Source organism: Pseudomonas sp. MWU13-3659, assembly GCF_023757525.1.
Classification (GTDB): domain Bacteria; phylum Pseudomonadota; class Gammaproteobacteria; order Pseudomonadales; family Pseudomonadaceae; genus Aquipseudomonas; species Aquipseudomonas entomophila_E.
Genome location: NZ_JAMSHW010000006.1, coordinates 69558 through 93255 on the forward strand (window position 1 = coordinate 69558; position 23698 = coordinate 93255).

Genomic DNA, 23698 nt, shown 5'->3' on the forward strand with positions numbered 1-23698 from the left:
CCTCAGCTGATGGCGACAGACGTTTGCTGGTCCGGTGGTCCGGTGGATATACCCTATTCGTTTATAAAAGTTTTATGAACTAACTCTTTGGAATATCTATAGAAGTCGGAATCGGCTTCGGATGTGCGAAAGCATTCGCGGGTAAACCCGCTCCTACAGGTTCAGCAGCGATCCTGTAGGAGCGGGTTTACCCGCGAAGAAGACAACGCCGGATTTCAGTCCTGCGCGGCAGTGGTCCCGAGGAACTTGCGCAGGAACTGCCGGGTGCGCTCTTCCTTCGGATTGGCGAACAGCGCCTTGGCCTCGCCCTGTTCGACGATCACGCCCTTGTCGAAGAAGATCACCCGGTTGGCCACATCACGGGCGAAGCTCATCTCGTGGGTGACGATGATCATCGTGCGTTTCTCCTCGGCCAGGCCGCGGATGGTCGCCAGCACCTCACCCACCAGTTCGGGGTCGAGCGCCGAGGTGGGCTCGTCGAACAGGATCACCTCCGGCTCCATGGCCAGGGCACGGGCGATGGCCACCCGTTGCTGCTGGCCACCGGACAGCCGCCGGGGGTAGGCGTCTTCCTTGCCCGCCAGGCCGACCTTTGCCAGCAGGCGCCTGCCCAGTTCGACGGCTTGCTCGCGGGGCGTCTTCTTGACGATCACCGGCCCTTCGATGACGTTGTCCAGGGCGGTGCGGTGGGGGAACAGGTTGAAGTTCTGGAACACGAACCCGGCCTGCTGGCGCAGGCGGCGGATCGCACTCTGCTGGCTACCCAGCGGGCGCCCGGCATCGATGGTGATGTCGCCGATCTGGATACGCCCGGCATCAGGGGTTTCCAGCAGGTTCAGGCAGCGCAGGAAGGTGGTCTTGCCCGAGCCGCTGGGGCCGATGATGGCCACCACTTCGCCGGGTTGCACGGTCAGGTCGATGCCGTTGAGCACGGTCTGGCCCTTGAACCGTTTGGTCAGGCCCTCTACTACGATCATCTCAGTGCTCCTGGTCGTGCTGGTTGACCCGCGCTTCCATGCGGTTCTGGAAGTACGCCAGGATGCTGCAGAGGATCCAGTAGACCACCGCGACAGCCAGGTACATGGTGAAAACCTCGAAGGTCCGGGCGGTGATCAGCTGTGCCTGGCGGAACAGCTCGGGCACCTGGATGGTCGCCGCCAGGGCGGTGTCCTTGACCAGCGAGATGAAGCTGTTACCCAACGGCGGCAGCGCGGTGCGCAAGGCCTGCGGCAAAATCGCCCGGCGCATGGCCTGGGTGCGGGTCATGCCGATGCTGGCCGCGGCTTCCCACTGGCCACGGTCAATGGAGGAAATCGCGGCGCGGAGGATTTCGCAGATGTACGCCGCCATGTTCAGCGACAGGCCGATCAGCGACGCCGGGATCGGATCGAGCTCGATACCGATTTGCGGCAGGCCGAAATAGATCACGAACAGCTGCACCAGCAGCGGCGTGCCCCGGAAGAACGACACGTAGACGCGCGCCAGCCAGTCCAGTGGCAGGATCTTCGACAGCCGCATCAGTGCCAGGGCGAAGCCCAGCACCAGGCCGAAGAACATGCCGCCCACGCTGAGCAGCACGGTATAACCCGCGCCCTTCAACAGGAAGGGCACGGAGTCGACAACGAGTTGCAGGCTTTCAGCGATCATTTGGTGACATCGGCACCGAAGTATTTCTCGGACAGCTTGGCCAGCGTGCCGTCAGCCTTGAGCTTGTCGATGGCCTTGTTCAGCGCTTCGAGCAGTTCAGGCTCGCCCTTGCGCAGGGCCACGCCGCTTTCCAGGCGTGAGAACGGCGCGCCGGCGAGTTCGGTGTCCTTGGCTTTCTGCGCGTATTCCAGCGCGGCCAGGCGGTCGATCAGGATGGCGTCGATGCGGCCGTTGCGCAGGTCGGCGAACTTGGTCGGGTCGTCTTCGTAGGTGCGTACTTCAGCCTTCGGTACGTCCTGCTTGACCCACTGCTCGTAGTTGGTGCCCAGGCCCACGCCGACTTTCTTGCCCGCCAGGTCCTGGGCGGTCTTGATGTTCAGCTGCTCGGCCTTCTTCTTCAGGATCAGCGCCTGGATGCCGGAGATGGTGTAGGGCTCGGAGAAGTCGTACTTCTTCTTGCGCTCTTCGGAGATGGTGACCTGGTTGATCACCACGTCCAGGCGCTTGGATTCCAGTGCGGCGAGAATGCCATCCCACTTGGTTGGCTGGACCTTGGCCTTGACCCCAAGCTCCTTGGCCAGCAGCTCGGACAGCTCGACTTCGAAGCCGGCCAGCTTGCCGTTCTCGTCCTGGAAGCTGAACGGTGGGTAGGTGCCTTCCAGGCCGACGTTGATCACGCCTTTTTCCTGGATGGTCTTCAGTTGCTCGCCGGCGAAGGCCTGGCCGAGCAGGCCGGCGCCGAGCAGGAGCGCCAGGCTGGCGTTGAGAAGGGGTTTGGCGAATTTGGTCATGGCAGGCCCCGCGCTTGTTGTGGAAGTAGTGAGGTGGCGACTATAGAGGTGGGCTTTATAGGTCGGGAAATAATAAAAAATCAGGTTGTTATTCCTATTTTGCTTTCCGCAATGGCTTATGCCCGACTTAGCTCAGGATGGAATAAAGCGTTGTTTTTTCCAAGAGCAGATTTGACGTATCGTGGCTTACACCCTCCCCCGTAGGAGCGGCCTTGTGCCGCGAAAGGGCCCGCGCAGCGGCCCTGGGATCTCGCGCAGAAACATCTATCGACGGGGCCGCTACGCGGCCCTTTCGCGGCACAAGGCCGCTCCTACAGGGAATGTGTGCATACCGAGAAAGCTGCCTGGCAGGAGAAACACCGTGAGCGAACAACCATCAATAGGGTATTGGCAGTTGCAGGGCATCGTCAGCGGCCTGCGCAGTGCCCGTGAACAGTGGCGCAGCCGCAATGGCCGCAGTAGCGGCGAGCAGGGCGGGCGCGAGCTGCCTTCGCGCGAAGCGATGCGTCAGATTCTCGAACAACTGTGCGGCGCGCTGTTCCCTATGCGCCTGGGCCCGGTGGACCTGCGCGAAGAGAGCGAGGATTTCTACGTCGGCCACACCCTTGACGCCGCGCTCACCGCCCTGCTGGCCCAGGCCCGCCTGGAGCTGCGTTACGCCGCGCGCCACGGCAAGACCGAGGTCACCGACGTCGACGGCCACGCCCTGCGCCTGATCCAGGACTTCGCCGCGGCCCTGCCGGCCCTGCGCGTGCTGCTCGATACCGATGTGCTGGCCGCCTACCACGGCGACCCGGCGGCGCGCAGCGTTGATGAAGTGCTGCTGTGCTATCCCGGCATCCTGGCGATCATCCACCACCGCCTGGCCCACCACCTGTACCAGGCCGGCTTGCCGCTGCTGGCGCGGATCAGCTCAGAGCTGGCGCACTCGGCCACCGGTATCGACATCCACCCTGGCGCGCGCATTGGCCAGAGCTTCTTCATCGACCACGGCACGGGCGTGGTGATCGGCGAGACCGCGATCATCGGCGAGCGGGTGCGCATCTACCAGGCCGTGACCCTGGGCGCCAAGCGCTTCCCCAGCGACGAGTCGGGCACCCTGCACAAGGGCTTGGCGCGCCACCCGATCGTCGAGGACGACGTGGTGATCTATGCCGGTGCGACCATCCTCGGGCGGATCACCATCGGCAAGGGCTCGACCATTGGCGGCAACGTGTGGCTGACCCGCAGCGTGCCGGCCGACAGCAACATCACCCAGGCCAACCTGCAGCTGGATTGCCAGGATAAGAATTGACCTCGTATTGCTGTTGGCTTTTCTGATTTGTTCGCCGGCAAGCCGGCTCCTACGTGTAGCGTAAACCCGTCTAGAACGTAGGATCCGGCTTGTAGGCGAAGGGCTGCAATGCAGCCCCGCAAGGCTCCCGCCCAGCGACATCGGGTCGCATTGAAGGCCGATCCATGTTTAACTTGAACGCTTGTTCAACGAAAAACGCTGGTCCATTGCCGGTGTTCAAAAGGAGGAATCGCCTTTGCTGAACCCGTTCAATCCGAACCTCACGTCCTTCGACGAGGTGCCCGTTCAATGAGTGCACCGACCCCCGAGCTTGCCAACGGCAAGATCCGCATGAACCCCCCCGTGTTCTACTTCGCGGCCAGTTTCATCCTCATTTTCGGCCTGGTGGTCATCGCCCAGCCGCAAGCGGCGGGCGAGTGGTTGCTGGCGGCGCAGAACTGGGCGGCCAACACCGTCGGCTGGTACTACATGCTGGCCATGACCCTGTACCTGGTCTTCGTGGTGGTCACCGCCTTGTCCGGCTACGGCAAGCTCAAGCTCGGTGCCGACCACGACGAACCCGAGTTCAGCTACCTGTCCTGGGCCGGCATGCTGTTCGCCGCTGGCATCAGCATCACCCTGTTCTTCTTCTGCGTCTCCGAGCCGCTGACCCATATGCTGCAGCCACCGCAAGGCGAAGCGGGCACGGCCGAGGCCGGGCGCCAGGCGATGCAGATCCTGTTCCTGCACTGGGGCCTGCACGGCTGGGGCGTGTTCGCCTTCGTCGGCATGGCGCTGGCCTACTTCGCCTACCGCCATAACTTGCCGCTGGCCCTGCGTTCGGCGCTGTACCCGCTGATCGGCAAGCGTATCAACGGCCCGATCGGCTATGCGGTGGACGGTTTCGGCATCATTGCCACGGTGTTCGGCCTGGGCGCCGACATGGGCTTTGGCGTGTTGCATCTGAATGCAGGCCTCGACTACCTGTTCGGCATCAGCCACAGCCAGTGGGTGCAGGTGTTGCTGATCGCCCTGATGATGGGCGCGGCGGTGGCCGTGGCGGTCGCCGGGGTGGAGAAGGGTGTGCGGGTGATGAGCGACATCAACCTGTTCCTGGCCTGCGCGCTGCTGCTGTTCGTGCTGTTCGCCGGCCCTACCCAGCACCTGTTCAACACGCTGATCCAGAACCTCGGCGATTACCTCGGCGCCTTGCCGCGCAAGAGCTTCGATGTGTACGCCTATGGCGAGAACCGCGACTGGCTGGGTGGCTGGACGGTGTTCTACTGGGCCTGGTGGATTGCCTGGGCGCCGTTCGTGGGCTTGTTCATCGCGCGCATTTCGCGCGGGCGCACCATCCGTGAGTTCGTCTTCGGCGTGCTGCTGATCCCGCTGGGCTTCACCCTGGCGTGGATGTCGATCTTCGGCAACAGCGCCATGAGCCAGGTGCTCGACCACGGCATGACCGCCCTCGGCCAGTCGGCCCTCGACAACCCGTCGATGAGCTTGTACCTGCTGCTGGAAACCTACCCCTGGAGCAAGACGGTGATCGCCGTGACGGTGTTCATCAGCTTCGTGTTCTTCGTCACCTCGGCCGACTCCGGCACCGTGGTGCTGTCGACGCTGTCGGCCAAGGGCGGCGGCGCCGACGAGGATGGCCCGAACTGGCTGCGGATCTTCTGGGGCGCGATGACCGCGCTGATCACTGGCGGCCTCTTGTTCGCCGGCAGCATCGATTCGCTGAAGTCGGCGGTGGTGCTGACCTCGCTGCCGTTCTCGCTGATCCTGCTGTGCATGATGTGGGGGCTGCACAAGGCGTTCTACCTGGAGAGCCAGCGGCAGATCGCGCAGATGCACTCGCTGGCGCCGTTCGCCCAGTCGCGGCGCGGGCGTGGCGGCTGGCGCCAGCGCCTGAGCCAGGCGGTGCACTTCCCGTCGCGGGACGAGGTGTACCGTTTCATGGATGACGTGGTGCGCCCGGCGATCGCCGAGGTGCGCGAGGTGTTCGAGCAGAAGGGCCTGGTGCTGATCACCCAGGACGACCCGAGCCACGACAACGTCAGCCTGAAGATCGGCCATGGCGAGGAACAGCCGTTCATCTACCTGGTGCAGATGCGTGGCTACTTCACGCCCTCGTTCGCGTTGGGTGGGTTGGGTACCCAGGAGTTGAAGAACCGCCGCTACTACCGGGCGGAGGTGCACCTGAGCGAAGGCAGCCAGAACTACGACCTGGTGGGCTACAGCAAGGAGCAGATCATCAACGACATCCTCGACCAGTACGAGCGGCACATGCAGTACCTGCATCTGGTTCGCTAGATCGCCCGTTCGCCGGCAAGCCGGCTCCTACAGGTCTCGTAGGAGCCGGCTTGCCGGCGAACGCACTCCACGGTCGGTCAGAACGGCGCATCCCCCAGGATGGTCGCCCGATGCATCACCCGCCGACTCGGCCGGTAGTCATCCACCGCGAAATGCTGCGTGACGCGGTTGTCCCAGAACGCCACGTCGTTCTCCTGCCAACGCCAGCGAATGCTGAACTCCGGCCGTGTCGCATGGGCGAAGAGCAGCTTGAGCAGCGCCTCGCTCTCCTGCTCGTTCAACTCGTTGATGCGCGTGGTGAACCCTTCGTTGACGAACAACGCCTTGCGCCCGCTGACCGGATGGGTGCGCACCACCGGGTGCGACAGCGGTGGGTTGTTGCGCCGGGTCGCCTCCCAGCGCGCCAGGTCCTCCGGCGTGGTGCCGAAGCGCTCGAGCGGGAACGACTTGGTGAAGTCATGGGTGGCGGTCAGCCCATCGAGCATCTCGCGCAGCGGCGCCGACAGCGCTTCGAAGGCGGCGATGCCGCTGGCCCACAAGGTATCGCCACCAAAGGCAGGCAATTGTTTGGCGCTGAGCACCGCGCCCAGTGCCGGAGTCGGCAGGAAGGTCACGTCGGTGTGCCACACGGCGTTGTCGCGCACGTCGGTGACCGCCGTGTCGAGGATCAGCACTTGTGGTGTTTCCGGCACGTTGGGGTAGATCGGGTGGATGTGCAGGTCGCCGAAGCGTGCGGCGAAACGTGCCTGCTGCTCGGGGTTGATCGGCTGGTCGCGGAAGAACAGCACCTGGTGCTTGAGCAGCGCCTGCTCGATGGCGTCGCGCTGTTCGACGGTGATCTCGCGGCTGATGTCCACGCCACTGATCTGCGCGCCGAGGGCCGGGCTGAGAGGGGTTACGGTCAGGCTCATGTCATTTCTCGTTCCAGGTGCCGGGTTGCCGGCGTGGTCATTCGGCTATCAATGGCTCTGCCCATGCCAGGGCACCAGCTTGCGTTGCAGGGCACGCAGGCCCATTTCCAGGGCGAAGGCGATCAGGGCGATCAGCAGGATCCCCAGCACCACCACGTCGGTGACCAGGAACTGCGCCGCCGACTGCACCATGAAGCCCAGGCCGCTGGTGGCGGCGATCAGCTCGGCGGCGACCAAGGTCGACCAACCCACGCCAAGCCCGATGCGGATACCGGTGAGGATGTCGGGCAGGGCGCTGGGCAGGATCACGTGGCGAATCAGCTGGGCCTGGGTGGCGCCCAGCGACTGGGCGGCGCGCAACTTGGCCGGGTCGACGGTGCGCACACCGGTGGCGGTGGCGATGGCGATCGGGGCGAAGATCGCCAGGTAGATCAGCAGCACCTTCGACAGTTCGCCGATGCCGCACCAGATCACGATCAGCGGCAGGTAGGCCAGCGGCGGAATCGGCCGGTAGAACTCGATCAGCGGGTCGAGGATGCCGCGGGCGACGCGGTTGTAGCCGATGGCAAGGCCCACCGGGATGGCGGTAAGCGTCGCGGCCACCAGGGCCAGGCCGATGCGGCCGAGGCTGGCGCCCAGGTGCTGCCACAGGCTGGCGTCCATGTAGCCCTGGGTGAGCAGGGTCCAACCCTTGGCCAGGATGTCGCCAGGCGGCGGCAGGAACAGCGGTTCGATCCAGCCGGCGGCGGTCACCAGCCACCAGGCCAGCAGCAGGGTGGCGAGGGTCAGGGTGCTGATCCAGCGGGTTGGCAAGGGCTTGCGGGTTTTCACCACAGGTTGTGTCCGTTGTGCCTGCTTGGCGGCGGCCGGCAATTCGATGCTGCTCATGCGGACTCCTGGCGTTGCGAGAATACCCGTGCCAGCACGTGCTCGCGGGTTTCGATGAAGCGGGGATCGGACTTGATCGCCCGGGCCGACTCGCCAGCGGCATAGCGCCGGCCGAAGTCCAGTTGCAGGCGCTCGACCACGCGCCCGGGGTTGGGGGCCAGCAGCACCAGTTCGGTGGCGAGGAACACCGCTTCCTCGATGTCGTGGGTGATCAGGAACACCGGCTTGGCGGTGCGCTGCCAGACCTGCAGCAACAGCTCCTGCATCTGTTCACGGGTGAAGGCGTCGAGGGCACCGAAGGGTTCGTCCATCAGCAACACCCGAGGGTCGGCGGCCAGCGCACGGGCCAGGCCCACGCGCTGTTTCTGCCCACCCGAAAGTTGCCAGATACGCCGTTCGGCGAAGCCCGCCAGGTCGACCAGCGCCAGCATCTCGCGGGCCTTGGCTTCGCGCTGGGCGCGGGGCACGCCGGCCAGCTCCAGGCCGAAGGCGACGTTGGCCAGCACGTCCTGCCAGGGCAGCAGGGCATCGTCCTGGAACACCACGCCGCGCTCGGCACCGGGGCCTTGCACCGGCGCGCCATCGAGGGTGATGCGCCCGCCACTGGGGGCGACGAACCCGGCGATCAGGTTGAGCAGCGAGGTCTTGCCGCTGCCGGAAGGTCCGAGGGCCACCAGCAGCTGGCGTGGCCCGAGGCTCAGGTTGATGTCGGCCAGCACCGGGGTGGTGGCGCCGGGGTACTGTGCGCTGATGCGCTCCAGTTCAAGCAAGGCCATGACGGGCTCCGGATCAGTTGGGCAGGTATTGGGCGCTGACGTAGGGCGAGTAGTCCGGCAGCACGGCTTCGACCTTGCCCTGTTGCTTGAGGAAGGTGGCGGTGTCGGTCAGCGCCTGGGTGGTCGGCGCGCCCAATGCGCTGGCCTGGTCGGCGGCCAGCGGGTAGACGTTGCCCTGCAGCAGCACCGGGATGTCGGCCGCCTTGGCGCCGGAAAGCTTGACCAGCTTGGCGACGTTGTCCTTGTCGGCCAGCCAGGCCTGCGGGTCCTTGCGGTAGTCGGCGTAGGCGTCGAGGGTCACCTTGGCGAACGACTTGACGATCTCGGGGTGCTTGGCGGCGAAGTCCTTGCGCACGATCCAGGCGTCGAAGGTCGGCGCGCCTTTTTCGGCCAACTCGCCGGAGGTGATCAGCACCTTGCCGTTCTCCTTGGCCACGCCCAGGGCCGGGTCCCAGACGTAGGTGGCATCGATGTCGCCGCGCTTCCAGGCGGCGATGATCGCCGGTGGCGTCAGGTTGAGGATCTGCACCTTCGAGGGCTCGATGTTCCAGGCCTTCAGTGCGGCCAGGAGGCTGTAGTGGCCGGTGGAGACGAAAGGCACGGCGACTTTCTTGCCGATCAGGTCCTGCGGGGTCTTGATGCTGTCGCGGGCGACCAGCGCTTCGCCGGCGCCGATCTGGGTGGCGATCAGGAAGGTCTCGACCGGCAGCTTGCGGGTGGCGGCGGCGGCCAGGGGGCTGGAGCCGAGGTAGCCGATCTGCACGTCGCCCGAGGCCACGGCGGTGATCACGTCGGCGCCGTTGTCGAACTTGCGCCAGTCGATGCTGGCCTTGCTGTCCTTTTCATAGGTGCCATCGACCTGGGCTACTTTGGCCGGGTCGACGGTGGTCTGGTAGGCGACGGTCAGGTCGGCGGCCTGGGCCAGCCAGCTGGCGCTGGCGAGGGTCAGGGCGGCGAACAGGCGCAGCGGAGCATGCGGGATCATGGTTGAACCTCTCGTCAGGCAAATGGGGGTATGGATGGCGAGAAGACTAGATGATCTAAGAAACTAAAAATAAATAACCTTTTTGCATTAGCTTAAAAGCCAAATGCTCTGAAGGGCTTTTCGGAACGGCATGTGTCCTGTAGGAGCCAGCTTTGCTGGCGAACAAGGGCCAACGCCGCTGTTCGCCGGCAATGCCGGCTCCTACAGGTCAGGGCGACACTGGCGGAATCAGGGTTCCCTGCTAGCCTTTTTCGGCTCCGCTTGGTCGGGCAACGGGCCGCTCTACGGCAAACGTTTGCACATAACCTAAAGGTATGATTGACAGCGTCGATACATCGAATGGCTGTAAAGGTTCCAATGTTATTCCGTAAAAATCTTACAGATTCATAAAACGGTCATTTTGGATTTATAGGATTGTCATTATCCTGTAGCGCAGGTTGCGGGTTAGACCAAAGTCGCAATTGGGCCGTCAACGATTGACTTGGCGGTCACGCATTGGTGCTAAATCGCCAATCCAGGCGAGTGGGGCAGAAGATCCCGCCGCTTGAGACGCACAAAAATTAGAACGTAGAGGAGCAAAGCATGTACAAGTCCAGCCTGGCCCTGGCCGTGGCACTGGGGGTTCTCGCCCAACAAGCAGGCGCTGCAGGTTTCATCGAGGACAGCAAGCTGTCCCTGAGCTCGCGCACCATGTACTTCAACAACGACAACCGTGAAGCCCACGCCACCGGGACTGCCAAGCGTCCTGACCAGCGTGAGTCCGGCCAAGGCTTCAAGCTCGACTACATCTCGGGCTTCACCGAAGGCACCGTTGGTTTCGGTGTTGATGCCCAGGCCCTGTGGGGCATCCGTCTGGACGGCGGCAAGGGTTATCACAAAGCCGGTTTCTTCCCGGATGATGGCAAAGGCGCCGCGGACCAGTGGGCCCGTATCGGTGGCAACGCCAAGGCACGCTTCTCCAAGACCGAAGCGCACTTCGGTAGCGCCCTGGCTCCGAACCTGCCGATCCTGGTCTCCAACGACGGTCGTCTGCTGCCGCAGACCTTCGAGGGTGGCACCATCCAGTCGAAGGAAATCGACAACCTGACCATCAACGCCGGTCAGCTGACCCACGCGATGGGTCGTGCCTCGAGCAACCGTACCGGCCTGTCCGTTGCCGGTGCTACCGCCGAAAGCAACAAGTTCCGCTACGGCGGCCTGGACTACAAGCTCACTCCAGACCTGACCCTGCAGTACTACTACTCGAACCTGGAAGACTTCTACAAGCAGCACTTCCTGGGCGCCACCCACGTCTTCAAGATTGCTGACGACCAGTCGTTCAAGACCGACCTGCGCTACTTCGACAGCAGCAACGACGGCAAGAACGGTCACGACGCGACCTACAACTTCAACAACAACGGCGGCTACGCCAAGAACAAAGGCAAGATCGACAACAAGACTTGGTCGGCCATGTTCACCTACACCCTGGGTGGCCACGCGCTGATGCTCGGTCGCCAGCAGGTCGGCGACGACGGCGGCTTCGTCTGGATGGGTCAGGGCAACCTGGTCAACGACAGCGGTACTTCGGAAGGTGCTGGCGGTTCCAGCTTCTACCTGTTCACCGACAGCATGATCAACCAGTTCGCCCGTGCTGGCGAGAACACCAACTTCGGTCAGTACTCCTATGACTTCGCTGCACTGGGTGTGCCGGGCCTGAAGGCTTCCGTCGCCTACCTGCGTGGTGACGACATTCGCAACCAGAACGGCCATGGTACCTACAACGAATGGGAACGTGACGCGCGCGTCGACTACACCATTCAGCAAGGCACCCTCAAAGGCCTGGGCTTCAGCCTGCGTCAAGGTGTCTACCGTGGTAGCGGCGAAAGCAGCGCCGACCAGGATCAGACTCGCTTCATCGTGAACTACACTTACGCCTTCATGTAAGTCGTAGCGGCACACGAAAAGCCTCGCCTAGTGCGAGGCTTTTTTGTGCCTGTGAATTCGTATGCAATATGGTTATAAATAAATCGATATTTATTCTTTTTATTTTTAATCAGAAGCAGGCACATTGAACCCATCCAGGCCAGACACAGCACAGGAGCCGCTTCCATGAGCCTCAAACTCGGCGACATCGCCCCCGATTTCGAACAGGATTCCAGCGCCGGCAAGATCCGCTTCCACGAATGGCTGGGCAACAGCTGGGGCGTGCTGTTCTCCCACCCGGCCGACTTCACCCCGGTGTGCACCACCGAACTGGGCCTGACCGCCAAGCTCAAGGATGACTTCGCCAAGCGTGGCGTGAAAGCCATCGCCCTGTCGGTGGACCCGGTCGACTCGCACCACAAGTGGATCGATGACATCAACGAGACCCAGAACACCGTGGTCAACTTCCCGATCATCGCCGACGCCGACCGCAAGGTCTCCGACCTCTACGACCTGATCCACCCCAACGCCAGCGATACCCTCACTGTACGCTCGCTGTTCGTCATCGACCCGAACAAGAAGGTGCGCCTGACCATTACCTATCCGGCCAGTACCGGGCGCAACTTCAACGAGATCCTGCGGGTGATCGACTCGTTGCAGCTGACCGACAACTACAAGGTCGCCACCCCAGGCAACTGGCAGGACGGCGACGAGGTAGTGATCGTGCCGTCGCTGAAGGACGAAGACGAAATCAAGCAGCGCTTCCCGAAAGGGTACCGGGCAGTGAAACCCTATCTGCGGCTGACCCCGCAACCGAATCGTTAAGGAATTCCTCGTTGTATTGCTCTTAGCCAAGCAGGGATCTTCGGGCCGTTTCGACGGCCCTTTTTTATGCCTGCCGAAAAGGTCTGCACTGTCCCGTGTAGGAGCGGCCTTGTGCCGCGAAAGGGGTGCACAGCACCCCCAGGATTTCAGAGCCAATGCACACATCGCCGGGGCCGCTTTGCGGCCCTTTCGCGGCACAAGGCCGCTCCTACAGAGAAGAGCGTCAATTATCTCTTTATGGAATAAACAAATAAAAAAATATGATTTATAGGTATATGTGACGAGCTGTTAATGTCACTTCCATCCAGCGGGGCCAACCCCTCGCGGCCCTGCAATCGAATCGAAGGAAGCGCTTTCAATGCTGGTTGTTTCTGTCGGTGGTAGCCCCAGTCTTCGTTCACGCTCCGGCGTGCTGCTAGAACGCTCGCGCGACTGGCTGCAGGAGCGTGGCGTCGAGGTGGTGACCTTCCAGGTGCGGGAATTCCCCGCCGAGGACCTGCTCCACGCGCGCTTCGACAGCCCGCAGGTGCGCCATTTCAACGAGCTGGTGGCCCAGGCCGACGGTCTGGTGGTGGCCACCCCGGTGTACAAGGCATCGTTCGCCGGCGCGCTGAAGACCCTGCTCGACCTGCTGCCCGAGCGTGCCCTGGAACACAAAGTAGTACTGCCGATCGCCACCGGCGGCAGCATCGCCCACATGCTCGCCGTGGACTACGCACTCAAGCCCGTGCTGTCGGCTCTCAAGGCGCAGGAGACCCTGCAAGGGATCTTCGCCGACGACGGCCAGATCGCCTACGGCGAAGGCAGCAAGCCCGCGCAACTGGCGCCCGCCCTTGAGCAGCGCCTGCAGGATTCGCTGGAAACGTTCCACAGCGCCTTGGCACGCCGGCCTCGGCCAGTCGCCCCCGGCGTGCTCAACGAACGCCTGATCAGTGCCCGCTGGAGCATCTGAACCTAGTCACTACCGCTTCATCGCTGTTCCCACCTTACTCGCCCGCCAACGAGGCAAGCAGGTGCTACCCGAACCCCACTCGCACAGGAGAGCGCCATGCGCACAGTCTTCTTGCGTCGCGGTCTGGTCGCCCTGTTTGCGGCGGCTGTGTCCTTCGGCGCCATCACCCAAGCCCAGGCCGAGAGCCTGCGCATCGGTTACCAGAAATACGGCACCCTGGTGCTGCTCAAGGCCAAGGGCTCGCTGGAGAAGCGCCTGGCCGAGCAAGGCATCCAGGTGCAATGGACCGAGTTCCCCGGCGGCCCGCAGCTGCTCGAAGGGCTCAATGTCGGCTCCATCGACTTCGGCGTGACCGGTGAAACGCCGCCAGTGTTCGCCCAGGCTGCGGGCGCCGACCTGCTCTACGTCGCCTACGAGCCGCCAGCGCCGCACAGCGAGGCGATCCTCGTGCCCAAGGGTTCGCCGATCCAGTCGGTGAAAGCGCTCAAAGGCAAGAAAGTCGCCTTCAACAAGGGTTCGAACGTTCACTACCTGCTGGTCCGCGCCCTTGAAGACGCCGGCCTCACCTACGCCGACATCCAGCCGGTCTACCTGCCGCCCGCCGACGCCCGTGCCGCCTTCGAGCGCGGCAGCGTCGATGCCTGGGTGATCTGGGACCCGTACCAGGCTGCTGCCGAGCAACAGCTGCAGGCCCGCGTTCTGCGCGACGGCAAGGGCCTGGTCGACAACCACCAGTTCTACCTCGCCACCCGCGGCTATGCCACCCAGCACCCAGGGGTGATCAACACCTTGGTCGAGGAAGTGCGTGCCGTGGGCCAGTGGTCCCAGGCCAACCCGCAGCAGGTCACCGACCAGGTCGCGCCGCTGCTCGGCCTGCCCGCCGACATCACGCTCACCTCGGTGAAACGCCAGGGTTACGGTGCCACGCCACTGACCCCGGAAGTCATCGCTGCGCAGCAGAAGATAGCCGACACCTTCACGGCCCTGAAGCTGATCCCCAAGCCCTTGAGCATCAAGGACGTGATCTGGACACCCCCGGCCAAGGTCGCCAGCGCGCCTTGAACGATTCGCCGCGCCGGGGCGCCGCCCCGGCTTGAGCCACCCTTGAGGAGACAACTCCAATGAGCCTTAACATCTTCTGGTTCCTCCCCACCCATGGTGACGGCAAGTACCTGGGCACCACCGAAGGCGCCCGCGCCGTCGACCACGGCTACCTGAGCCAGATCGCCCAGGCCGCCGACCGCCTGGGTTTCGGCGGCGTGTTGATCCCCACCGGGCGTTCCTGCGAGGACTCCTGGCTGGTGGCGGCGTCGCTGATCCCGGTGACCGAGCGCCTGAAGTTCCTGGTCGCCCTGCGCCCGGGGATCATCTCGCCGACCGTGGCGGCACGCCAGGCGGCCACCCTGGACCGCCTGTCCAATGGCCGCGCGCTGTTCAACCTGGTAACCGGTGGCGACCCGGACGAACTGGCCGGTGACGGCCTGCACCTCAACCATCAGGAGCGCTATGAGGCGTCGGTGGAGTTCACCCGCATCTGGCGCAAGGTGCTCGAAGGTGAAGTGGTCGACTATGACGGCAAGCACCTCCAGGTGAAGGGTGCCAAGCTGCTCTATCCGCCGATCCAGCAACCCCGCCCGCCGCTGTATTTCGGCGGCTCGTCCGACGCCGCCCAGGACCTGGCCGCCGAGCAGGTCGAGCTGTACCTGACCTGGGGCGAGCCGCCGGCCGCCGTGGCCGAGAAGATCGCCCAGGTGCGCGAGAAAGCCGCAGCCCAGGGCCGTGAAGTGCGCTTCGGTATCCGCCTGCACGTGATCGTACGGGAAACCAACGAAGAAGCCTGGGCCGCCGCCGACAAACTCATCTCGCACCTGGACGATGACACCATCGCCCGTGCCCAGGCCTCGCTGGCGCGCTTCGACTCGGTCGGCCAGCAGCGCATGGCCGCCCTGCACGGCGGCAAGCGTGACAAGCTGGAGGTGGCGCCGAACCTGTGGGCCGGCGTCGGCCTGGTGCGTGGCGGTGCCGGCACCGCGCTGGTGGGCGATGGCCCGACCGTCGCGGCGCGGGTCAAGGAGTATGCGGACCTGGGCATCGACACCTTCATCTTCTCCGGTTACCCCCACCTGGAAGAGTCGTACCGCGTCGCCGAGCTGCTGTTCCCGCACCTGGACGTGCAGCGCCCGGAGCAGCCGAAAACCGGGGGCTATGTCAGCCCGTTCGGTGAAATGGTCGCCAACGACATCCTGCCCAAGTCCGTGTCGCAGAGCTGAGGACCGAGGCCATGAGTCGTGCATCTTCAACCACCTGGCCGAAGCGCCTGGCGCCCTGGGCCCTGCCGATCCTGCTGGTGGCGGTGTGGCAGTTGGCGGTCAGCGCCGGCTGGCTGTCGACCCGCATCCTGCCAGCCCCGAGCGCGGTGGTGAGCGCAGGCGTCGAGCTGGTGCGCAGCGGCGATATCTGGACCCACCTGGCCATCAGTGGCTGGCGTGCCGGCCTTGGCTTTCTCATCGGTGGCAGCCTGGGGCTGTTGCTGGGTTTCATCACCGGCCTGTCGACCTGGGGCGAACGCCTGCTCGACAGCTCGGTGCAGATGATCCGCAACGTGCCGCACCTGGCGCTGATCCCGCTGGTGATCCTGTGGTTCGGCATCGACGAGTCGGCGAAGATCTTCCTGGTGGCGCTGGGGACGCTATTCCCTATCTACCTGAACACTTACCACGGCATCCGTAACGTCGACCCGGCGCTGGTGGAGATGTCGCGCAGCTATGGCTTGTCGGGCTTCGCGCTGTTCCGTCAGGTGATCCTGCCGGGTGCGCTGCCGTCGATCCTGGTCGGTGTGCGCTTTGCCCTCGGGTTCATGTGGCTGACGTTGATCGTCGCCGAGACCATCTCGGCCAACTCCGGCATTGGCTACCTGGCGATGAACGCCCGTGAGTTCCTGCAGACCGATGTGGTGGTGTTGGCCATCGTCCTGTACGCGGTGCTCGGCAAGTGCGCCGACCTGGCCGCCCGTGGCCTGGAGCGTGTGTGGCTGCGCTGGCACCCGGCGTACCAGGTGGCGAAGAAGGAGGGCGCATGATGACCGTGCTCAAGGAACAGCCGCCACGCCTGCTGCGTGGCATCCCCCTGGCGGCCAATGACCTGCGCCGCACCTTCGGCCAGCGTGAAGTGCTGCGCGGTGTCGACCTGCACATCCCGGCCGGCCAGTTCGTCGCCATCGTCGGGCGCAGTGGCTGCGGCAAGAGCACCTTGCTGCGCCTGTTGGCCGGGCTCGACCAGCCCAGCGGCGGCGAGCTGCTGGCGGGCGCCGCGCCGCTGGCCGAGGCCCGCGAGGACACCCGGCTGATGTTCCAGGATGCGCGCCTGCTGCCCTGGAAGAAGGTGATCGACAACGTTGGCCTGGGGTTGTCCGGCAACTGGCGGCCCCGCGCCCTGGAAGCGTTGGACGCGGTCGGCCTGGCCGAGCGCGCCCATGAATGGCCGGCAGCGTTGTCCGGGGGCCAGAAACAGCGGGTGGCCCTGGCCCGTGCGTTGATCCACCAGCCGCGCCTGCTGCTGCTGGATGAACCGCTCGGCGCGCTGGACGCCCTGACCCGTATCGAAATGCAGCAACTGATCGAGCGCCTGTGGCGCCAGCATGGCTTCACCGTGCTGCTGGTCACCCACGATGTCAGCGAAGCCGTCGCCGTGGCCGACCGGGTGATCCTGATCGAAGACGGCGCCGTCGGCCTGGACCTGGTCGTCGACCTGCCACGGCCACGGGTGCGAGGTTCGCACCGCCTGGCGGCGCTGGAAAGCGAAGTGCTCAACCGTGTCCTGTCCGTCCCGGGCATCCCGCCCGAGCCGGAACCTGTAGCCCCTTTGCCCACGCACCTGCGTTGGGCCCACTGAACCCCTGAAACCCGCAAAAGGAAGCACGCCATGACCATCAAAGCCATCAACGTACGCAACCAGTTCAAAGGCACCGTGAAGGAAATCCTCGAAGGCCCGGTACTGTCGGAAATCGACGTGCAGACTGCCTCCGGCATCGTCACTTCGGTGATCACCACCCGTTCGGTGAAGGAGCTGGAGTTGCAAGTGGGCAGCGAAGTGATCGCCTTCGTGAAATCGACCGAGGTGTCCATCGCCAAGCTGTGATGGCCGTGTTCGCCGGCAAGCCGGCTCCTACCAGAAGGGCAGCGATTACCTTGTAGGAGCCGGCTTGCCGGCGAACAGCACCCTCAAGCCGTGCGCTTGGCCAGATATGGCGGCAGATACAACCCCAGGTAAGCCTCGAACACCCGCATCCCTTCCTCCGCCATGCGCGGGGTGATCTGCTCGTGCAACTGCATCGAGCGGGCATACACCCGGTCGCTCAGTTCCATCGCCAAGGCGAACACATCCACATCCTTCGGCATCGCCGGCAGCTGGAAATGCCGGTCAAACAGCCGGTGCATCAGCTCGCCCAACTCCAGGTCGTGCTGGCGGTCGGCCTGCACCACTTCACTCAGCCCATGCTGGGCCAGGATCAACTGGCGCGCCGCAGTGTCCTCGTTGTAGATGTCGAGCATGCGTTGCTCGATCAGCCGTGACAGTTCGTGCCAGGTGCTGAACGCGGCGCTGTCGATCGGCGCACTCAAGGCCTCGCGAAAGGCCCGGTGCACATCCGCGGTCAAGGCCTCGAGCAGGGCCGGGACGCTGGCGAAGAAGTGATACACCGACGACGGCGGGATCTGCGCCCGCTCCGCGACGCTGTAGATCGACAGCGCCGCCACGCCCTGGCCGGCCAGCAGCTCGCGGGCCGCGGCCAGGATCGCCTCGATCCTGGCCTGGCTGCTGGCGCGTGGCTTGCGTGGGGTGGCGGTGCGGTTCATCAGTTGCTGATCGCCAGGATGCTGGCCTGGTAGGCGCCGACGAACAGGTCGAAGTCGCCGACTTCCTGCTGTTCCAGGCGCGACTGTTCGGCCAGGGAGTCGCGGGCGAGGGTCTCGAAGGCTTGCTGGCGATCAGCTGGCAGCGGCTGCTCGCGGAAGGTCGTGGCGTGCAGGCGGCTCTGGCGCAGGGAGAACTGGACGAAGGTCTCGCCATGCTCGGTCATGCGTGCCAGCACCTGCGCCGAAGGCGTCAGCTCAGGGTCGTCAACCTTGGCCTGCTGTGCTTCCAGGGCCTTGGCGTGGGCGTTGCCGCCGTGGGCGCTGTCGAGCAGGTCGGCCAGCTGGCCGATGCGTTCGATCAGCTCGGTGGCCCAGGTCTTCAGGGCAATCGGCTGGCCGTCACGGCGCAGTTCCAGGCCAGGGCGACGGCCTTCCTTGACCACGGTGAGGAAGTTGTCGGTGCACTGGCCGCATTCGCCGTTGTCCAGTTGCGGGCTTTCTTCCAGCGCGCAGAACAGCAGGAAGGCGTCGAGGAAGCGCGCCTCGGGCAGGTCGATGCCCACTGGCAGGAACGGGTTGATGTCCAGGCAGCGCACTTCCACGTATTGCACGCCACGCGAGGTCAGGGCCTGGATCGGCCGTTCGCCGGTGTAGGTGACGCGCTTGGGGCGAATGTTCGAGTAGTACTCGTTCTCGATCTGCAGGATGTTGGTGTTCAGTTGAACCCATTCGCCATCCTTGTGCGTGCCGACTTCGACATAGGGCGGGTAGGGTGTGCCCACCGCCTTGCGCAGGCTGTCGGTGTAGCTGGCCAGGTTGTTGTAGCAGGGCGTGAGGCCGGCCTGGGCGTTGCTCTGGTAGCCCAGGTCGCTCATGCGCAGGCTGGTGGCGTAGGGCAGGTAGAGCGTCTGTTCATCCAGCTCTTCAAGCTGGTGCGGGCGGCCGCGCAGGAAGCCTTTGTCCAGGGTCGGCGAGGCACCGAACAGGTACATCAGCAGCCAGCTGTAGCGGCGGAAGTTGCGGATCAGCGCGATGTAGGCCGAGGACTGGTAGTCGCGGTCGTTCTCCTTGCCGCCTTCGGCTTCGCGCAGCAGCGGCCACAGCGCTTCGGGCAGGGAGAAGTTGTAGTGGATGCCGGCGATGCATTGCATGGTGCGGCCGTAACGCAGGGCGAGGCCTTTGCGGTACACGTGCTTGAGCTTGCCGATGTTCGAGCTGCCGTACTCGGCGATCGGGATGTCCTCTTCGGCCGGCAGCGCGCAAGGCATCGACGGGCTCCACAGGTATTCGCCACCGAGCTGGGTGTAGACGAACCGGTGGATCTCTTCGAGGTTCTCGAGCACCTTGGCAGGATCCGCCAGGGCCGGAGTGATGAACTCCAGCAGCGACTCGGAATAGTCGGTGGTGATCTGCTCGTTGGTCAGCGCCGAACCCAGGGCTTCGGGGTGCGGGGTCTGGGCCAGGCGACCGTCATCGGTCACGCGCAGGCATTCGCGCTCAATGCCGTGCAGGCACTGCTTGAGCAGGTCGAGATTCGCGCCGAGCAGGCTCAGGCGGCGGTTGAGGAGGTCGCTCAAGATGGATTCCTTCACGCGTCAGTCGCCCCAATATGGGGGTAGAGGTGACGGTCTACAAGGGTAGTGGGGAAAGGAACTGGCGTTGTCGCCTGGTTTACGCGGTTCTGGCAATGCGCAGCGCCGATCTGGGGCCGCTTTGCGGCCCATTCGCCGGCAAGCCGGCTCCTACGGAGAGGGTGTTTCCCCTGTAGGAGCCGGCTTGCCGGAGAATGGGCTGCGCAGCAGACCCGGCTGCAGCAGAAAATACCGCAGATGGGTCGGTATCAGCTAGAGAACCGCGAAGGTTCCCTGTGCCTTGGCCACCAGTTTGTCGCCCTGAAGCACGTCGGCGTCGACCACCAGCGTGCGCCGTCCGGCATGCAGCACGCGGGCGGTGCACAGCACTTCGCCCTCGCTGACGGCGCGCATGTAGTTGATCTTGCACTCGATGGTCACGCTCTGCTGGTCAAAGCCATGGCTGGCCGAGCAGGCCAGGCCCATGGCGATGTCCACCAGGCTGAAGATCGCCCCGCCATGCAGCTTCTGTCCGCGGTTGCGCAGGTGCGGTTCCAGCGCCAGGGCCACCTCGGCCACACCCGTGTCCAGGCGTTGCAGGCGGCAGCCCAGCAGCTGGCTGAAGGCGCTTTCGACGTATTCCGGGGCGACGTCCATCACTTCTTCTTCAACTGCTTGGCGTTGGCGAACAGTGCCGCCATGGCGTTGTTCGCCGGTGCCGCAGGGGTGGTTTCGCGTGGACGCGGGGCCTGCTGCTGGCGGTTGCCGCCATTGCCACCCCGATTACCGCCACGGTTGCCTTCGACCTTCTCGCCCGGGGTGTCGCTCATGCGCATGGACAGGCCGACACGCTTGCGCGGGATGTCCACTTCCATGACCTTCACCTTGACCACGTCACCGGCCTTGACCGCTTCACGGGGATCTTTGACGAACTTCTCCGACAGCGCCGAGATATGTACCAGGCCATCCTGATGCACACCGATGTCGACGAAGGCGCCGAAGTTGGTGACGTTGGTCACCACGCCTTCGAGGATCATGCCCGGTTCCAGGTCCTTGAGGTCCTCGACGCCGTCCTGGAAGGTGGCGGTCTTGAACTCCGGGCGTGGGTCGCGGCCGGGCTTGTCCAGTTCCTGGAGAATGTCGGTGACGGTTGGGAGGCCGAAGCTTTCGTCGGTGAACTGCTTCGGGTCCAGGCGCTTGAGGAAGCCGCTGTCGCCGATCAGCGAACGGATATCGCGGTCGGTGTCGGCGGCGATGCGCTGCACCAGCGGGTAGGCTTCCGGGTGCACCGCCGAGGCGTCCAGCGGGTTGTCGCCGTTCATCACGCGCAGGAAGCCGGCAGCCTGTTCGAAGGTCTTCTCGCCCAGGCGGCTGACCTTTTTCAGCGCAGCGCGGGTGGCAAACGGACCGTTGGCGTCGCGGTGGGCGACGATGTTCTGCGCCAGGGTCGCGTTGAGGCCGGAGATGCGCGTCAGCAGCGCCACCGAAGCGGTGTTGACGTCCACGCCTACGGCGTTCACGCAGTCCTCGACCACGGCGTCCAGGCCGCGGGCCAGCTTCACCTGCGACACGTCGTGCTGGTATTGGCCGACGCCGATGGATTTCGGATCGATCTTCACCAGCTCCGCCAGCGGGTCCTGCAGGCGGCGGGCGATGGACACCGCACCACGGATCGACACGTCCAGGTCGGGGAATTCTCGGGCAGCCAGCTCCGACGCCGAGTACACCGAGGCGCCGGCCTCGGAGACCATGATCTTGGTGATTTTCAAGGCTGGGTATTTCTTGACCAGCTCGGCCACCAGCTTGTCGCTTTCGCGGCTGGCGGTGCCGTTGCCGATGGCGATCAGCTCGACCGAGTGCTTGGCGCACAGCGCGGCCATGATCGAGATCGTGCGGTCCCAGTCGTTCTTCGGCGCGTGCGGGTAGACCGTGGTGTGGTCCAGCAGCTTGCCGGTGGCATCGACCACGGCGATCTTGCAGCCGGTGCGCAGGCCCGGGTCGAAGCCCAGCGTTGCGCGCGGGCCGGCCGGAGCGGCCAGCAGCAGGTCGTGCAGGTTGTGGGCGAAGACGTTGATCGCCTCGCCCTCGGCGTTGTCGCGCAGTTCGCCGAACAGGTCGGTTTCCAGGTGGGTGTAGAGCTTGACCTTCCAGGTCCAGCGCACCACCTCGCCCAGCCACTTGTCGGCCGGGCGGTTGCGGTTCTCGATGCCGACCTGCTGGCCGATCATCAGCTCGCACGGGTGCAGGGTGCCCGGCAGCTCTTCGCCGACTTTCAGCGAGGCGCTCAGCACGCCTTCGTTACGGCCGCGGAAGATCGCCAGGGCACGGTGTGACGGCGCAGTGCGCAGCAGTTCATCGTGGGCAAAGTAGTCGCGGAACTTGGCGCCTTCCTCTTCCTTGCCGGCCACCACGCGGGCAGTCAGCACCGCTTCCTGCTTGAGGAAGTTGCGCAGCTTGTCGAGCAGGGCGGCATCTTCGGCGAAGCGTTCCATGAGGATGTACTTGGCGCCTTCCAGTGCGGCCTTGACGTCGGCCACGCCTTTCTCGGCGTCAACGAAGCGTGCGGCTTCGCTTTCCGGGTTCAACTGCGGGTCGTTGAACAGGCCGTCGGCCAACTCGCCCAGGCCAGCCTCCAGGGCGATCTGGCCCTTGGTGCGGCGCTTCTGCTTGTACGGCAGGTACAGGTCTTCGAGGCGGGTCTTGGTGTCGGCCAGCTTGATCTCGCGGGCCAGCTCCGGGGTCAGCTTGCCTTGCTCCTCGATGCTGGCCAGGATGCTGGCGCGGCGCTCGTCGAGTTCGCGCAGGTAGCGCAGGCGCTCTTCCAGGTGGCGCAGTTGGGTGTCGTCCAGGCTGCCGGTCACTTCCTTGCGGTAACGGGCGATGAAGGGCACGGTCGAGCCTTCGTCCAACAGGCCCACGGCCGCTTCGACCTGTTGCGGGCGTACGCCCAGTTCCTCGGCGATACGGCTGTTGATGCTGTCCATGAAAACCACCTGACAAATAGTGAATGCAAGGCCGCGGGTGGGCGTTCAGGCCCGGCGGCGCTGGGTGAAAGGCGCGCATTATACCCATCGCGCCAGGCTTGCGGTGATGGCGCGGCGCCAGCCGACGATGGGGCGACACTGGCATGCCGGGAAAAATCTGCTAACAATGCACACGGCACGCGCTGCAATGGCTACGCCATAATGCGCGGCGATATCAGAGGAGACATTCATGAGCAGCACCGCAAACGCCGTAGAAGGCGACAAGATTCTCATCGTCGACGACGACCCGGGCCTGAGCAGCCTGCTGGACCGTTTCTTCACCAGCAAGGGCTTCCGTGTCCGTACCGTACCGAACGTCGAGCAGATGGACCGCCTGCTGGCCCGTGAAGTGTTCAACCTGGTGGTGCTCGACCTGATGCTGCCTGGCGAGGACGGCCTGTCCGCCTGCAAGCGCCTGCGCGCGTCGAACAACCAGATCCCGATCATCATGCTCACCGCCAAGGGCGATGAGCTCAGCCGTATCAAAGGCCTTGAGCTGGGCGCCGACGACTACCTGGCCAAGCCGTTCAACCCCGACGAACTGGTCGCCAGGGTCAAGGCCGTGCTGCGCCGCCAGGCCCCGAGCGTGCCGGGCGCCCCCGGCAGCGAGGAAGAGACCGTCACCTTCGGCGACTACGCGTTGTCGCTGGCCACCCGCGAGCTTAAGCGCGGCGAAGAGACGCACATGCTCACCACCGGCGAGTTCGCCGTGCTCAAGGCCCTGGTGATGCATGCACGCGAGCCGCTGACCCGCGACAAGCTGATGAACCTGGCCCGCGGCCGTGAGTGGGACGCCCTGGAGCGCTCCATCGACGTGCAGATCTCGCGCTTGCGCCGCATGATCGAACCCGATCCGTCCAAACCCCGCTACATCCAGACCGTGTGGGGTGTGGGTTACGTCTTCGTGCCGGACGGAAACGCCGGCAAATGAGCCTGCCGGCTCGTCCGGGTGCAACAGGGCGACTCCTGCGAGTCGCCCTGTTTTCGT

At 64.5% G+C, this 23698-nt stretch carries 22 protein-coding genes; 11 read left to right on the plus strand and 11 right to left on the minus strand.

Annotation, left to right across the window (positions count from 1 at the left end; translation table 11 throughout):
• Positions 1–215: 215 nt before the first annotated feature.
• From tcyN to tcyJ, 3 genes are read right to left on the minus strand one after another with little or no spacing between them, the layout of a single operon-like run.
• A complete protein-coding gene (gene tcyN / locus NGM28_RS10010) occupies positions 216–977 on the minus strand; it encodes an L-cystine ABC transporter ATP-binding protein TcyN (protein WP_240064033.1) in 762 nt (253 codons plus the stop codon).
• A gap of 1 nt (position 978) precedes the next feature.
• On the minus strand, positions 979–1647 hold the full coding sequence (gene tcyL, locus NGM28_RS10015) for a cystine ABC transporter permease (protein WP_240064032.1): 669 nt from the start codon (positions 1645–1647) through the stop codon (positions 979–981).
• Complete coding sequence (tcyJ, locus tag NGM28_RS10020; RefSeq protein WP_011531636.1) at positions 1644–2438, minus strand: cystine ABC transporter substrate-binding protein; 795 nt, start codon at positions 2436–2438, stop codon at positions 1644–1646. Before tcyJ ends, tcyL begins: the two co-directional genes overlap by 4 nt.
• 361 nt (positions 2439–2799) lie before the next feature.
• Between tcyJ and epsC the strand changes: the two genes are divergently transcribed.
• Together epsC and betT are read left to right on the plus strand one after the other, a co-directional pair.
• Entirely contained in the window at positions 2800–3732 is a 933-nt protein-coding gene (epsC, locus tag NGM28_RS10025) for a serine O-acetyltransferase EpsC (RefSeq protein ID WP_240064031.1), read from the plus strand.
• A 330-nt stretch (positions 3733–4062) separates the two neighbouring features.
• Positions 4063–6024: a choline transporter BetT gene (gene betT / locus NGM28_RS10030; RefSeq protein WP_240064088.1), complete on the plus strand. Its 1962-nt coding sequence runs from the start codon at positions 4063–4065 to the stop codon at positions 6022–6024.
• 77 nt (positions 6025–6101) lie between these two features.
• On the opposite strand, the gene tauD is transcribed toward betT, so the two are convergent.
• Genes tauD through tauA form a run of 4 tightly spaced genes read right to left on the minus strand, consistent with a single transcriptional unit; the run spans position 6102 to position 9584 of the window.
• On the minus strand, positions 6102–6935 hold the full coding sequence (gene tauD, locus NGM28_RS10035; RefSeq protein ID WP_252089986.1) for a taurine dioxygenase: 834 nt from the start codon (positions 6933–6935) through the stop codon (positions 6102–6104).
• A gap of 48 nt (positions 6936–6983) precedes the next feature.
• Positions 6984–7823 (minus strand): taurine ABC transporter permease TauC, encoded by an 840-nt coding sequence (gene tauC, locus NGM28_RS10040; protein WP_240064029.1) that lies wholly within the window; start codon positions 7821–7823, stop codon positions 6984–6986.
• Complete coding sequence (tauB, locus tag NGM28_RS10045; protein ID WP_252089988.1) at positions 7820–8599, minus strand: taurine ABC transporter ATP-binding subunit; 780 nt, start codon at positions 8597–8599, stop codon at positions 7820–7822. Before tauB ends, tauC begins: the two co-directional genes overlap by 4 nt.
• A gap of 13 nt (positions 8600–8612) precedes the next feature.
• On the minus strand, positions 8613–9584 hold the full coding sequence (gene tauA / locus NGM28_RS10050; protein ID WP_252089990.1) for a taurine ABC transporter substrate-binding protein: 972 nt from the start codon (positions 9582–9584) through the stop codon (positions 8613–8615).
• Positions 9585–10166: 582 nt separating this feature from the next.
• Between tauA and NGM28_RS10055 the strand changes: the two genes are divergently transcribed.
• The 8 genes from NGM28_RS10055 to NGM28_RS10090 all read left to right on the plus strand — a co-directional run bounded on the left by NGM28_RS10055 (position 10167) and on the right by NGM28_RS10090 (position 17400).
• Positions 10167–11507, plus strand: a complete 1341-nt coding sequence (locus NGM28_RS10055) for an OprD family porin (protein WP_252089992.1) — start codon at positions 10167–10169, stop codon at positions 11505–11507.
• 165 nt (positions 11508–11672) lie between these two features.
• Positions 11673–12311, plus strand: a complete 639-nt coding sequence (locus NGM28_RS10060; RefSeq protein WP_011531644.1) for a peroxiredoxin — start codon at positions 11673–11675, stop codon at positions 12309–12311.
• 358 nt (positions 12312–12669) lie between these two features.
• A complete protein-coding gene (gene ssuE / locus NGM28_RS10065; RefSeq protein WP_011531645.1) occupies positions 12670–13263 on the plus strand; it encodes an NADPH-dependent FMN reductase in 594 nt (197 codons plus the stop codon).
• Positions 13264–13359: 96 nt separating this feature from the next.
• Positions 13360–14325, plus strand: coding sequence for a sulfonate ABC transporter substrate-binding protein (locus tag NGM28_RS10070; protein WP_240064025.1), 966 nt, complete (start codon positions 13360–13362; stop codon positions 14323–14325).
• Between the two features lie 59 nt (positions 14326–14384).
• The gene (gene ssuD, locus NGM28_RS10075; RefSeq protein WP_252089994.1) at positions 14385–15533 is read left to right on the plus strand and encodes an FMNH2-dependent alkanesulfonate monooxygenase; all 1149 of its coding nucleotides are present in this window, start codon (positions 14385–14387) and stop codon (positions 15531–15533) included.
• Positions 15534–15544: 11 nt separating this feature from the next.
• Positions 15545–16342, plus strand: coding sequence for an aliphatic sulfonate ABC transporter permease SsuC (gene ssuC / locus NGM28_RS10080; protein ID WP_252089996.1), 798 nt, complete (start codon positions 15545–15547; stop codon positions 16340–16342).
• Positions 16342–17154 (plus strand): aliphatic sulfonates ABC transporter ATP-binding protein, encoded by an 813-nt coding sequence (gene ssuB / locus NGM28_RS10085; protein WP_252089997.1) that lies wholly within the window; start codon positions 16342–16344, stop codon positions 17152–17154. The genes ssuC and ssuB overlap by 1 nt, the downstream gene beginning before the upstream one ends.
• A 30-nt stretch (positions 17155–17184) precedes the next feature.
• The gene (locus NGM28_RS10090) at positions 17185–17400 is read left to right on the plus strand and encodes a TOBE domain-containing protein (protein WP_008095172.1); all 216 of its coding nucleotides are present in this window, start codon (positions 17185–17187) and stop codon (positions 17398–17400) included.
• Between the two features lie 83 nt (positions 17401–17483).
• On the opposite strand, the gene NGM28_RS10095 is transcribed toward NGM28_RS10090, so the two are convergent.
• The 4 genes from NGM28_RS10095 to NGM28_RS10110 all read right to left on the minus strand — a co-directional run bounded on the left by NGM28_RS10095 (position 17484) and on the right by NGM28_RS10110 (position 22671).
• The gene (locus tag NGM28_RS10095; protein ID WP_252089998.1) at positions 17484–18116 is read right to left on the minus strand and encodes a TetR/AcrR family transcriptional regulator; all 633 of its coding nucleotides are present in this window, start codon (positions 18114–18116) and stop codon (positions 17484–17486) included.
• A complete protein-coding gene (gene gshA / locus NGM28_RS10100) occupies positions 18116–19693 on the minus strand; it encodes a glutamate--cysteine ligase (RefSeq protein ID WP_252089999.1) in 1578 nt (525 codons plus the stop codon). The genes NGM28_RS10095 and gshA overlap by 1 nt, the downstream gene beginning before the upstream one ends.
• Before the next feature lie 267 nt (positions 19694–19960).
• Positions 19961–20344 carry a PaaI family thioesterase gene (locus NGM28_RS10105; protein WP_186654087.1) on the minus strand — a complete coding sequence of 128 codons (384 nt, stop codon included), beginning with the start codon at positions 20342–20344 and terminating at the stop codon, positions 19961–19963.
• Positions 20344–22671 (minus strand): Tex family protein, encoded by a 2328-nt coding sequence (locus tag NGM28_RS10110; RefSeq protein ID WP_240064020.1) that lies wholly within the window; start codon positions 22669–22671, stop codon positions 20344–20346. The genes NGM28_RS10105 and NGM28_RS10110 overlap by 1 nt, the downstream gene beginning before the upstream one ends.
• 229 nt (positions 22672–22900) lie before the next feature.
• On the opposite strand from NGM28_RS10110, the gene ompR reads away from it, so the two are divergent.
• Positions 22901–23641 (plus strand): osmolarity response regulator transcription factor OmpR, encoded by a 741-nt coding sequence (gene ompR, locus NGM28_RS10115; RefSeq protein ID WP_252090000.1) that lies wholly within the window; start codon positions 22901–22903, stop codon positions 23639–23641.
• Positions 23642–23698 lie beyond the last annotated feature (57 nt).